General features: G+C 33.1%; 12 protein-coding genes. 6 read left to right on the forward strand and 6 right to left on the reverse strand.

Annotated elements, in window-relative coordinates; all coding sequences use genetic code 11:
* Positions 1 to 425: 425 nt before the first annotated feature.
* From FHL05_RS05815 to FHL05_RS05825, 3 genes are all read right to left on the reverse strand, one after another.
* Complete coding sequence (locus FHL05_RS05815; protein ID WP_153384730.1) at positions 426 to 1,628, reverse strand: IS110 family RNA-guided transposase; 1,203 nt, start codon at positions 1,626 to 1,628, stop codon at positions 426 to 428.
* A 396-nt stretch (positions 1,629 to 2,024) separates the two neighbouring features.
* Complete coding sequence (locus tag FHL05_RS05820) at positions 2,025 to 3,095, reverse strand: CAP domain-containing protein (RefSeq protein ID WP_153384731.1); 1,071 nt, start codon at positions 3,093 to 3,095, stop codon at positions 2,025 to 2,027.
* A gap of 194 nt (positions 3,096 to 3,289) precedes the next feature.
* Complete coding sequence (locus FHL05_RS05825) at positions 3,290 to 3,877, reverse strand: TetR/AcrR family transcriptional regulator (RefSeq protein WP_153384732.1); 588 nt, start codon at positions 3,875 to 3,877, stop codon at positions 3,290 to 3,292.
* 156 nt (positions 3,878 to 4,033) lie between these two features.
* Between FHL05_RS05825 and FHL05_RS05830 the strand changes: the two genes are divergently transcribed.
* Entirely contained in the window at positions 4,034 to 4,717 is a 684-nt protein-coding gene (locus FHL05_RS05830; RefSeq protein WP_153384733.1) for an SIR2 family NAD-dependent protein deacylase, read from the forward strand.
* 3 nt (positions 4,718 to 4,720) lie between these two features.
* The gene (locus FHL05_RS05835) at positions 4,721 to 5,695 is read left to right on the forward strand and encodes an SIR2 family NAD-dependent protein deacylase (protein WP_153522247.1); all 975 of its coding nucleotides are present in this window, start codon (positions 4,721 to 4,723) and stop codon (positions 5,693 to 5,695) included.
* Between the two features lie 103 nt (positions 5,696 to 5,798).
* Here FHL05_RS05835 and FHL05_RS12430 read toward each other — a convergent pair whose 3' ends face one another.
* The gene (locus FHL05_RS12430) at positions 5,799 to 6,287 is read right to left on the reverse strand and encodes a hypothetical protein (RefSeq protein ID WP_153522249.1); all 489 of its coding nucleotides are present in this window, start codon (positions 6,285 to 6,287) and stop codon (positions 5,799 to 5,801) included.
* A gap of 226 nt (positions 6,288 to 6,513) precedes the next feature.
* Here FHL05_RS12430 and FHL05_RS05845 point away from each other — a divergent pair, with 226 nt between their 5' ends.
* Positions 6,514 to 6,852, forward strand: a complete 339-nt coding sequence (locus tag FHL05_RS05845; protein ID WP_153384736.1) for a type II toxin-antitoxin system RelE/ParE family toxin — start codon at positions 6,514 to 6,516, stop codon at positions 6,850 to 6,852.
* Positions 6,842 to 7,933 carry a HigA family addiction module antitoxin gene (locus tag FHL05_RS05850; RefSeq protein WP_162000230.1) on the forward strand — a complete coding sequence of 364 codons (1,092 nt, stop codon included), beginning with the start codon at positions 6,842 to 6,844 and terminating at the stop codon, positions 7,931 to 7,933. The genes FHL05_RS05845 and FHL05_RS05850 overlap by 11 nt, the downstream gene beginning before the upstream one ends.
* A 71-nt stretch (positions 7,934 to 8,004) precedes the next feature.
* Here FHL05_RS05850 and FHL05_RS05855 read toward each other — a convergent pair whose 3' ends face one another.
* Both FHL05_RS05855 and FHL05_RS05860 read right to left on the reverse strand, forming a co-directional pair.
* Positions 8,005 to 8,784, reverse strand: a complete 780-nt coding sequence (locus FHL05_RS05855) for a Cof-type HAD-IIB family hydrolase (protein ID WP_153384738.1) — start codon at positions 8,782 to 8,784, stop codon at positions 8,005 to 8,007.
* Positions 8,785 to 8,816: 32 nt separating this feature from the next.
* Complete coding sequence (locus FHL05_RS05860) at positions 8,817 to 9,635, reverse strand: Cof-type HAD-IIB family hydrolase (protein WP_153384739.1); 819 nt, start codon at positions 9,633 to 9,635, stop codon at positions 8,817 to 8,819.
* A gap of 195 nt (positions 9,636 to 9,830) precedes the next feature.
* On the opposite strand from FHL05_RS05860, the gene FHL05_RS05865 reads away from it, so the two are divergent.
* Both FHL05_RS05865 and FHL05_RS05870 read left to right on the forward strand, forming a co-directional pair.
* Positions 9,831 to 10,772: an NAD(P)H-binding protein gene (locus FHL05_RS05865; RefSeq protein WP_153384740.1), complete on the forward strand. Its 942-nt coding sequence runs from the start codon at positions 9,831 to 9,833 to the stop codon at positions 10,770 to 10,772.
* Positions 10,773 to 11,076: 304 nt separating this feature from the next.
* Positions 11,077 to 12,108, forward strand: a complete 1,032-nt coding sequence (locus FHL05_RS05870) for a hypothetical protein (RefSeq protein ID WP_153384741.1) — start codon at positions 11,077 to 11,079, stop codon at positions 12,106 to 12,108.
* Positions 12,109 to 12,119: the final 11 nt, after the last annotated feature.

Raw genomic sequence — 12,119 nt, forward strand, 5'->3', positions numbered from 1 at the left:
CTTGCATCAAGACGAAAAACCTCTTTCATTGTTTGTGGAGAACTCCAATGATACCTGATTTTTTCGTCTTGGTGTTTTTATTTTGGAATTTTATTGAAAGTGGCTAACTTGATTATAAAATTCGCCGAAATAATTTTTATATTATTGTCTTTTATATCTAATGTACATAGTATAAAATTGCTTTGGGATATCATGTTCACCCCTGTTTGGTTTGGTTGCTTAAATCTTAATATGAGAACAGTGATGTTCTTTTCTACCATTAGTCAATAGAGAACCTGATATTGTTGGGTTCTCTTTTTTGATATTATGATATAGGTAAGGGTCAGAGGATTCAAGGTATTGATATTTGAAAATTAGAATTCACTAAATAAAGCCTCATATATTATATTTTTTTATGAGGTGGTAAAATGATAAGTGAGAGATGATTAATGTTCGCCCGAGAACATTTTTGTATCATACATCTCATTGTTTAAAACTAGATGATATATCGTCTTTATAAGATGATGTATAGCAGATATGACAATCTTCTTGGTTCCTTTGGAACCTGAAGATTGTCTTTTTCTCTTATAAACTAAATTGATGTTTGTTGGGATCATTTTTGAAGCCGATATGATATTTAATATTGCTTTAAAAAGGATTTTACGAGCGTAAGCATTGCCACGCTTTCGTATGTGTTCTCCAGCTGTATAGTTACCAGATTCGTAATGAATAAGATCTATTCCTACGAATGCATTGATGGCATTTGAGCTATAAAACCTTCTGATATCTCCCCATTCGGCAGTCAAACAGACTGCCGTTTTGATTCCAATCCCTGGAATGCTTATTAGTATTTTTATTTCTGGTAGATTTTTAGATAGTTCAGCCATTTCACTGATCAATTGAGATTTCAAATGACTGATACGTTGAACCTCATGTGCATGATATCTTGCTTCTCTAATTTCATAATCAACATTGGTCATTAAAAAAGATTCTTTTGCCAGTTCGATTAATCGGCTGGCAATACGTTGAGAACGACCAACTCCCATATTTTTTGGAGTTGACTGTAATACTACTTTGGACAAGGTATAAATATCGTATTTCTTAACAAAATCAGATGATGGAAATTTTTGTACAAGATTCCAATATAGATTTCCATTAGTGGAACTTAAGAGATTTTCTATTTCTGGGAATGTAATTGAAAGTATTTTATGTAGACGATCCTTTTCACGGACAATGTCTTCATTTTGTTCTTGATAAAACCGTTCTAATGGATGTAGTTTTGAATAAATTGGGTCAGACAGTTCAGTAGGGTCATAATGATGCATGGACATCGCTTTAGCGAGTCCAGGAGCATCAAGAGAATCAGTTTTATTATGTCTAAAACTATCCATGTCCTTCTTTGCACGTAAAGGATTGATCCTTGTGAATCGATAATTTTCATGTAATAAATAATTTTTCAAACTTCTGGAATAAACTCCAGTAGATTCAAAGATTATTGATGGTTCTTTAAAAGGATTCAGCTCCTTGGCAAGGGTCTCAAATCCCTTGGCATTATTATTTATTTTGAATTGCTTTACAGGTTTTCCATCTACCAAAATAGCTATATTAGACGTAGTTTTACTAACATCGATCCCAAATATGAACTCCATAAATATCGCTCCTATTAAAGTTTTATTCACTCTGGATACACTTATTTCAATTTTCAATACCCGGCATCTAGGCCAACAGACTTCGAACGGAATTAAAGTGAATCCTGTGAAGTTGCCAGTTTTTTTTACGACATCATGTGCCAAAGAGCCATTCGACTTTTATCAACTTCACTCTCATTTTACTTTCGAAAAGTAAAATGAGGAATCACGATTCCGTCGAATCATGATTCCTCATAAATGTTAGTCTGTTTTTTTATCTAAAAGAGAATAAAAACTGGTGTTGATTTATTCATCAACATCAGAAAATTTAAAATCATTTTTCTATGTCATATAAAAAATATTATTATTCACATTTTTTTGGGGGGGATGTATTGATTTAAAATTATTTATTAGCGTCTACTTTGTAAATTCTTCAGCGACATAAAGAGTTCCATCTTGTGCATAATATGAGCCAATTCCAACTTTAGTGAATTTTGGTCTCATTAGGTTGACATAATGATTTTCTGTACCAGATTCTCCCTTGTAATTATCCATTACGACATATGCATAGTGTTCTGGAGTTTGCACTGATAATTGGTTCCAAGGTGTCCCAAAGAGGTTTTCACCATAATATGTTGATGTATTACCAACTTGTTTCAAAACAGTTTGTGCGTTTGTTCCGTCTGGACGGGTGTGACTAAATAGTTCACTGACTTCTTTTGCACGAATTGAAGCAGCTTGCATCAACGATGAATCTTCAGTCAATGCTTCTTCACCATTTGAAGTTCTTTCTTTGTTGATTGAATTGAGAACAGCCGTATTTACTGCTGATATATTAGGTGTAGATGTTTCTTGTTGACTTGAACTACCTGAATTATTGTCATTGGTTCCAGTTGATGTATTTCCACTGTTGTTTGAATTGTTATTTGATGACGAATCAGAGTCATTAATGCCAAAGTCAGCGATATATTGCTTAGAGCCCTTGTCGCTGTTTAAAATTACATTGAATGAACCTTTGATATATTCGTGAGTCGATACTTGAAAGAAAGTGTCGCCATTTTTATTAGTAATAATCTTGCCGACTTTCCAAGCAGTGCCTTGTTGCAAAGCACGGTTAGAATTGCTATTAGTAGCGTCGTTATAAAGAGCTTGATCATGGTCGATGACATGAACGACGATGCCAGTATCTTGGCTAGTTTCTCCGTTCAATGATGAATCAGCTGCTCTTAAGTATTCATTCGTGGCAACTTGATACATTGTTTGATTATTGATAGTTAAGATTTTTCCAACTACCCATGGTGAATTAGGTGCGAGAGCCCGATTGGTGACTTTTTCGCCTTGTTCAGTATAAAGTTGAGCAACTGAACCTGAGTGAACCGTTGCGACGGTGGCAGCTTTTGCATCATTTTGATTAAACAATAATGTCCCCGTTGTAGCCATTGCTAGTGCAGCAATGATACCTGCAGATTTTGAGATTGAAAGTTTCATAATTAATTTTCCTCCCTATATGTTGACTAATATTTGTCGACATTATTTATAAAATTAATTTTGTTTTGAAACAGGATTCATTTTGATTGTACGACCTTTTTGGAGGTAAGGGGAATCATATTTGAAAAATTAATATATTTTTTTATGTCATTATACAAAAAAGAACATCTCTGATTAAACTCAGGGATGTTCTTTTATTTTCCATTGAATCTGTCATATCCAGCACTAGTAAATTGATTGAGTAATTTCAATTCATGATACCAAGATTCATCTTTTATAAAGTGATGCCGTTTATTAATAGCAAATGATCCATGGATGGAATATGAGAAAAGAGCTTCTGCTTCTGATTTGCTAAATCCTGTTCGCTTTTGAATCTCAGGGATGATTGTAGGTTTTTCGTGCGTGATTATCCGCCCAATAATATAATCACTCAGGCTGGGATCCATTAGAAGTTTTTGATATTTGGGAGAGCCGGCAACTCGTTGACAAGCTGGGATAAGTGATTCATTTTCTTTAAAAGTATCTACAGTTGATTCGTTATCAGTTTTTGAAGACTCGTCGGATTCATTTGTAAAAAGCAGCGCATCATCTAAGACCGTATTTAACACATCAGTCAAATCATCAAAATGCAGATAAAAGGTTGACCGATTTATTGATGCCTGTCGACATAGTTGAGCAACATTTATTTGTGAGTAAGGTTCTTTATCGATTAACTCAAGAAAGGATTCTTTAATTACATTGATTGTATAGATTGTACGGCGGTCAGTTTTACGATTATTCATTTATAAAACTCCTCAACAGATTTTCAAAATTGTTTATAAGCATAAAAAATAAGAAAAAGTGTGCTTAACTTCATTTCAAAAGTTAGCTACATTATAAACAATTCGATACATAGTGTATCAGATTATACAGTATATTGATAATTTTTAGGAGGAAAAATGAATCCAGAAATAAAAAAGGCCCAAGAATTGCTTTTTGAGAGTGATGCAATCTTAATTACTGCAAGTAATGGGCTGTCAATCACAGAAGGATACAACATTTTTGCGGACGACAAGAATTTCCGAGCTTATTTTAATGAATTTAAGGCTCTTTATGGAATCAGCAGCGTGGTTCAAGGCGTATATGCGGAGTTGTCGCAAACTGAACATGATATTTTCATGAAGAAAGTCCATAAATATTTGATTGATGATTATCAACCAAATCCAATTTTTGATGATATTAAAAAAATAGTTACAGATAAAGATTATTTCATAGTTACTTCCAACGCAGATACGCATTTTCAACTGAATGGATTTGACCCTAAGCATATTTGGGAAGTTGAAGGTAATTTAGATGGCATGGATATGAGAAGTAAAGAATGGAATCAACAACAACAATTTTGTCAGAGTTTTACTAGAAATAATGAAAATAAGAAATTAGTTCAATTAGAGCTTGGTATTGGATCGCATAACCAAATGATTAAAGAGCCAATGATGGAAATGGTTGATAGCCATCCCAAGTGGTCATATATCACTTTAAATTTACCAAATGAAATTAGAGTAGCACCAGAAATAGCTGATCGGTCGGTTCCATTAGCTGGTGACATTAAGCAAACTTTGAGCAATTTATTGAAAGAGGATTAAGAAATGAATTCAACGTTTTATGAACAATTAGTAATGAGGACACAGGAAAATTTTTCACGGTACTATAGTATTTACGCAAGTGGAAGAACTCCTATCAAGTTAACGGAAAAACCTGCTTTGCCATACAAGGAACAAATTAAAATCATGGCTGAAAAAATCAAAGAAGCAGACCACATTGTTATTGGTGGTGCCTCTGGATTGTCAGCCGCTGGTGGTGGAGATTTTTATTACAAGGATAACGAGTCGTTTAGAAAGTTATTTGGTAAATTTGCGAAGAAGTATGGTTTTGATGGAGCTGCCGCAGGTTGGTCTTATCCTTATAAAACACGTGAAGAATATTGGGGCTATTTAGCAACTTTTCTTTACACGACTCAACATGCCGACATCCAAAAGCCATATTTGGATTTGCAAAAGATTTTAAAGGGTAAAGATTATTATGTTTTGACAACTAATCAAGATACCCAAGCAGCTAAAGCTTTTCCGGAAGATCGAGTATCGCAAATTCAAGGTGACCACCGCTTTTTCCAATGTTCCAATCTATGTAACGATGAAGTTTGGGATGCTGTAAAGCCGGTTGAAAAGATGATTGAGGCCATGGGTGATGGGACTGAAATACCAACTGAATTGATTCCTAGATGCCCTAACTGTGGTGCAGAAGCATTTCCATGGACTAGAGGTTTTGGAAACTTTTTAGAGGGTAAGAGATACCAACAAGAATACAAGAAGGTTTCTGATGATATTTTGGCTCATTTGCATGATGACAAATTGTTATTTATTGAATTAGGCGTTGGTCGTGTATCACCAATGTTTATTCAAGAACCATTTTGGGCTTTAACAGCTAGTCTTGATGGAGCTTATGATGTCATGATTAATCGTGATTTCCAATTCTTGCCTGAAGAACTTGAGAACAAAGGGCAAGCTATTAAGGGGGATATTGCTCAAGCTTTAGATGATGTTTTGGTTGAGATGAATAAATAGAATCGTTTTTAGAAAAATTTAAATAAGAAAATCCACTTTTTACTTAATATTTGGTCTGTTTTGAGTAGAAGGTGGATTTTTTATATTGAAATAGATTGGTGACTCAATAAAGATCTAAATAAGGTTTTCCAATATTTCGAGCATTATAATCTGATAGATACATATCATAGATTTGATTACATATTTCCCAATTTTCACCAGTCCATGGAATATGTTTATCTGGTATTAATAAAGAAACCTTGCTTGGTCTGGTAATGCCATAATCCAATGTTATTGATTTATTAATATCAGGGCGAAAGCCTTGATATCCTTTAGTATAACTAGCAATGCGGCCGTTGAACTGGACAACATCACCAATCTTTAGAATTCCCAGAGATTTGAAACCCTTGGTTAGGTTGAACCATAAATGATCAGCTACATTTAATTTTTTGTTATCAGTAAGTAATTCAATGTTAGTTAATAAAAGTGTTGGGACAGCATGATTTTTACGATAATCTTTGTATTTGAAACCATATTTTTTGAATCGCCCGTTGAAAGTGAATCGTTGTTCATTTCCTAATTCAGCTAACTTAGTACGTTGCTTTTGAGACATAAAAATAACCTCCATAATTTATTAAAATAAATTACGAAGGGTATCGATGTTTTTCAATATATTATTTACGTAGTTTATTCCTAATAGCAACCAATTTTTGTACTTTACTAACTTTTAAAGCTCTACCTAGAATTAATTTGAGTGTTAAATATTGACAGTAAATAAAGGAAAATCATATACTTAAATTACCTAAAAGGTAATATGTGTGTGATGAACTGGAGTAATTATGCAGATTGATTTTAAAAATAAACGTGTTGAAAAGCAGTGTAGATCACTGGTTAAGGCAAAAAAAGATTTTCCTGAAAAAATTGCAATAAAATTATTAAAGTTAATAAATTTCGTTGAATTAGCAGATAATTTAGAATCAGTTATAAATAATCCGGTTTATCATTTTCATAAATTAAAGGGTGACCTAAAAGGACTTTATTCAATGGATATTGATGGCAGGTCTAAGCCATATCGTCTAATTGTAAAATTTGATGGTTATGAACCAGACCAAGTTTTTCATGGATCTATATTAATTGAAAGAATACAGATTGAGGAGGTAAGTAAACATTATGAGTAAGGAAGTTGCTTATAAAGATTTAATTGCTTTTCATCCTGGATCATATGTAGAAGATATTATTAATGAATTGAATATGACGCAAGAAGAATTTTCTAAAAGACTGGGCGTCTCTGCAAAAACAATTAGTAAGATTATTAGCGGTAAAGAGAGTATAAGTAAAGATATTGCTAATAAATTGGCGAAGATGACTGGAATCTCGGTTAAGACGTGGTTTAATTTACAAGAGAAATATGATTTAGAAGTAATTAAAATAAAAAATCAGCAAAATGAAGATAAAGAAATAGAAGTTGTTAATCAAATTGATTTTGGTTATTTTAAGAGAAATAATTTAGTTGATAATCAGAGATATTCTGTTAAAGAAAAAATTGAGTCTCTTAGAAAATTACTTAAATTGTCGAATTTGACTATTTTAGAAAAATTTAATTCAGTTGTAAGTTATAGAAATTCGAAAGATTTTGCTACTAAATCAATTATTAATTCTAATGTGATGCTGGAATTAGCAATAAATAAAGCAAGAAATGTTACAGATAATAAATATGATAAAGTAAAACTAAAAAAATACTTACCAGATATAAGGGAAATGTCGTTAGAACGTCCTGAATCATTTTATAAAAATTTGAAGAAAATATTGTTGGATTGTGGAATTGTTTTAATTCCATTGGCTAAACTACCTAATTCAAATTTAAATGGTGCTACGAAAAAGTTTAGAAATGGTAGTGTCTTATTATTGATTACTGATAAAAATAAGTGGTCAGATATTTTTTGGTTCTCTCTGGTTCATGAACTAGGTCATATTTATTATGGTGATTTTTATTCGGATTCCGAAAAAGGTAAAGAATACGAAAATAAGGAACAAAAAGCAGATAAATTCGCGTTAGATTTTTTCATACCGCAAAATCAGTATGATGATTTTGTTCAAGGAAATGATTTTAGTTATGATTCTGTAAAGAAATTTGCTGAACAACTGAAGATTTCACCTAGTATAATTGTTGGAAGACTTCAATATGATAAGTATATTGGATATCAAAGTTTAAATGGACTTAGAGAGAGTTATTTTATAAAAATGGATGATGAAGATTGAGCCTTTTTTAAAAGTGAATACTACGAAAAAAGTATATCTATATTAGATATACTTTTTTGCAATTTAGTCATTTAAATTAAATCATTATCCAAGCAATAGTGATAAATACCATCTTCAGTCACATCACCAATAACTTCATCAGCTATTTCTTTCACTTCAGCTGAAGCATTGCCCATAGCTAAACCGTGACCAACGGCATTCAACATTTCAATGTCATTATTACCATCACCAAAGGCCATGGCTTGTGATTTATCCAGTCCATAATATTTTAGGATTTCAGCAATTCCGGTTCCTTTACCGCTACTTGTAGGAATAATATCGATGGCTCGGTCCCACCAAGCAGTGATTTTAGAAGCTGTAGTATTCTGTATTATTTTTTCATAATCTTTTTTTCTAGCACCCATCATTAATTGGAAAATATCCGTATTTTCAATTGTCTGGTTAAAATCTTTTGACACAACAACTTCTTGGTTAGCAAATGAGAAGTATTCGACTAAATCATCGTCTGTTCCATTTGTAATAATGCTGTCACTTGTGGCAATTGCGACAGGACGACCTAATTCTTTACCATTATTAACTATTTGTTCGACGTCTTTTGTAGGGATGGGATTTTTATAGATACTCTCAGTTTGGTTAAAGCAATATGATCCATTGAAAGTTAGAAAAGTATCGAAAGTCAAATTCTCAAAATGAGGTAAGGCAATTGGACTTCGACCAGTTGCAATGCAGATAATAATATTCTGTTTTTTTAACCGTTTGAGTGTTTCTAAAGTTTTTTCCGAAATCTGTTTTTTATTCATGTCAATCAGGGTTCCATCGATATCAAAAAAGATGATTTTTATATTATTCATAGACATCACTTTCTCCAAGATTAATTTAAAAGTTATTGAATGGGAAATAATTTATCTAGTGTTACTAATACGCCATCGTCATCATTTGATGGGCAGACATAATTTGCAATATCCTTTACTTCTTGTGAAGCGTTATCCATGGCGTAACCTCTTCCACAATATTTCAACATTTCGATATCATTATTTCCGTCGCCAAAAGCAGCACATTGTTCAGAAGTTATATTCCAACGTTTGACCAATCTCTTCAAGCCTGATGCTTTATGACAACCTGGAACTATCAAGTCAATTGATCCATGACCACTGCCAGTTGGCACGAGTAGCCCTTTTAATTCTTCATTAAATAGTTCAGTATAATAGTCAGTTTTTTCTACGGGAACGGTAGGGGCAAATTTCAAAATCGTATCGTCAACTTGGGCAAAGTCATCGACCCATTGCAGTCTAGGGTAATATTTATTGGTCAATTCATAGAAATCATCACTCACTGTTCCTCTTTCACAATAAGCACTGTGCAAGCCACACATTACATTGTTAATTTCGGGATGTTTTTTACATAGACTAAGAGTTTTTAAAATAGCTTCTCTGGAAATATTTGCAGTGAAGACTACATCTTCTTTATCTTTTACGAGAGCTCCATTTTCGGCAACAAAATTCAGTTCATTATAATAGTCAGGAAAATGAGAAATCAATTGGTAATATTGATTCCCACTAGCTACGACAAATCCACAGCCAGCTTCTTTCATTCGGGCTAAGGCCTGCTTAAATCTGTGAACATCATACGTATAATTGCTACGCATAAAGGTGCCATCGATGTCGACAGCAACTAATTTAATGTTATAAGGATTATTATTCATTATCGTCTCTCCATTCATATTTTCATTAGTACAGAAGCTATAAAGCGCTTACCGAAATTCTTAGTTAGTATACCATATGTGATTTTTTACATGATATTAAGGGCAATTATTTTAAAATGTGAGATTAACGCTATCTTGACATTTAAAAATAAACTCCATTATTATGAAATCGTGTTCAAAAATGGAGGAATTTGTATGAAAAAAATTGTTGTAAATGGTGTTGATGGTAATTTTGGTAAATTAGTAGCGGGATATGTTCAAAAACTAATTCCCAAAGAGAATTTAGTTTTCACTGCTCCTAGAGCCGATAAATTGGAAGAATATTCGAAACAAGGTATTAAGACAGCTGTCGCTGATTTCAATAAACCAGAAAGTTTAGTTTCAGCTTATAGCAATGCTGACAAAGTATTGTTGATTTCCATGCCTTTTGTCGGCAAGAAACGTCGTCAAGCACATAATAATTTTGTCGAGGCTTGCGTCAAAGCACATGTCGGTCAAGTTATCTACACTTCCGTGTTGTCAGCTGGTAATCCTTTCAATCCAAGTGTAGAAAACGCTGATCATGGTTATACGGAATCGATTATTCAAAATACAGATTTGGATTATATTTTCTTGCGTAACTCATTGTTTGCCGAAGCATTTATCTCAGATTATATGAGAGCGGTTAATAATAAGGAAGATAGCATCGAAAAGAACATGGGTGACGGTAAAGTTTACTTTATTTCAAGACGTGATGCCGCTTTGAGTGCAGCTTGTGCGTTGAATAATGATTTATTGCATCGAGCTGTCTTGAATATCAATGGCAGTGAACCATTCACTTATCAAAAGTTTTTAGACGTTGGTAACGAAGTAACTGGCAACCAAATTAAATATGTTAAGAAAACTGATCAAGAGCTTTACGATTACTTTGATAGTATCGGCGTTCCTCGAGATACAAATGGAGATTTTTCTAAGAGTCCAATTCAAGCAACATCAGAAGGGATGGTTACTTTTGGAACAACCGTGACACAGGGATATTTAGATGTTCCAGTCAGTGACTTCAGTAAATTAACAGGACATCAACCAATAACTGTTAAGCATATGTTCGAACATAAAGAAGACTACTTATTAGGTGATCGTCATTCAACCGAAAAATAAAATATTTTAGAATTTTAAAAAGCCTTGCCTCAATTGGCAGGGCTTTTATTATGCAATCTTATAGGAAGGAAAAGGTAAATTGATAAAGCTCTCACAATTACGAATGTATCGATGTATAATCAAGATGATATAAGTCTGTAAGGATTTTTCAAATAATAGAAAATATAATTTTAATATATTTTATTTATGTTCAAAAAAATTATCACAGTAGGCAAATTTTTGTTGAGCAATGAAAGTTGTATAATTATCGTATAAAAATATTTGTAACTAAATAGGGATTATCTTTTTGTTAGGGGAAAACGATATGAAGAAAAAATTGGTTGCACTTACTACTTTATTAATAGGGGTAGGTCTTTTTGGCAGCGGCTGTTCGAATGCGGGAAATGTCAATATCAGTAATGATCCTAAGCTTCATAAAGTAACAAAGGCTGAAAAAAAGAAGAATGAACAACAGGAGAAAAAGGATTTAAAGCAACGAAAGAAGCAACAAAAGAAGCAATGGCAAGAAAGTTTAGGCAAAGAATATAAATATGGTTTAATAAAGGGTCCATCATGGCTGTATGTCTATGAAAATGGGAAAAAGACCGATGGACATCTTGATCCTGATACGACTGACACAGTGAAATTACATGAACATTCAAAGATCCAATTGGGTGGTGAATTACCAGATGTTGGAACTGTCAAAACTAGAACGATTCCAGTTGCTGGCGGGCAATCCAAGATTGATGATGAAGATAAATATGATAGGGAATTGAATTTATCCACTATCAATGATAGTGGCAATGGTTTGCATTTTATATTATGCAACCTTAAGGGAAATGATTATCAAGCTATCAGTAATCTAGCTTTTACTGATTTGCCTAAATATCTGGATGCTTTAAGTACGAATGATTCTTCAAAATTACCTAATCAATCAAAACAGCTCTTGCAAACACTAGATGGAAATAATAATCGTGGGGATGCTTCAGCTAGTTATCAAGTTATGGAACAATACTTCAATAAGAAATCTGCTCAAACAGAAAATGAAGCTGATCTAGAAGCTGACGATGCAACATATCTTGAAATTGGCGATGACCAGATTATGGATTTGAAGAATGCGACCCAATTATTTGTTCAAACTTTTGCTAAAGTTAAAAAAACTGATACAGACCAACATGCGTTAAGAATTGACGATGACAGTCCAAAATATGGCAGTTCCAAGACTGAAATCGAGGAATACCAAATGGACTATCAACTGGTCGATAATAAGTGGCAACTAATTTCCGTTGTAAGCGAAGGCGAGTCGGATTATTCAATGGATACTTCTAAATCTAATTGGATTGTTCAAAAGAATTAGGGGGGATATAT

It is taken from the genome of Companilactobacillus halodurans, from assembly GCF_009600995.1.
Taxonomy (GTDB): Bacteria; Bacillota; Bacilli; order Lactobacillales; family Lactobacillaceae; genus Companilactobacillus; species Companilactobacillus halodurans.

Bases quoted from the DNA above. Each gene is read 5' to 3' on its own strand.
- FHL05_RS05860 (WP_153384739.1), bottom strand. From the start codon at position 9,635: ATGAATAATAATCCTTATAACATTAAATTAGTTGCTGTCGACATCGAT.
- FHL05_RS05845 (WP_153384736.1), top strand. From the start codon at position 6,514: ATGCAGATTGATTTTAAAAATAAACGTGTTGAAAAGCAGTGTAGATCA.
- FHL05_RS05870 (WP_153384741.1), top strand. From the start codon at position 11,077: ATGAAGAAAAAATTGGTTGCACTTACTACTTTATTAATAGGGGTAGGT.
- FHL05_RS05835 (WP_153522247.1), top strand. From the start codon at position 4,721: ATGAATTCAACGTTTTATGAACAATTAGTAATGAGGACACAGGAAAAT.
- FHL05_RS05825 (WP_153384732.1), bottom strand. From the start codon at position 3,877: ATGAATAATCGTAAAACTGACCGCCGTACAATCTATACAATCAATGTA.
- FHL05_RS05815 (WP_153384730.1), bottom strand. From the start codon at position 1,628: ATGGAGTTCATATTTGGGATCGATGTTAGTAAAACTACGTCTAATATA.
- FHL05_RS05820 (WP_153384731.1), bottom strand. From the start codon at position 3,095: ATGAAACTTTCAATCTCAAAATCTGCAGGTATCATTGCTGCACTAGCA.
- FHL05_RS12430 (WP_153522249.1), bottom strand. From the start codon at position 6,287: ATGTCTCAAAAGCAACGTACTAAGTTAGCTGAATTAGGAAATGAACAA.
- FHL05_RS05865 (WP_153384740.1), top strand. From the start codon at position 9,831: ATGAAAAAAATTGTTGTAAATGGTGTTGATGGTAATTTTGGTAAATTA.
- FHL05_RS05855 (WP_153384738.1), bottom strand. From the start codon at position 8,784: ATGAATAATATAAAAATCATCTTTTTTGATATCGATGGAACCCTGATT.
- FHL05_RS05830 (WP_153384733.1), top strand. From the start codon at position 4,034: ATGAATCCAGAAATAAAAAAGGCCCAAGAATTGCTTTTTGAGAGTGAT.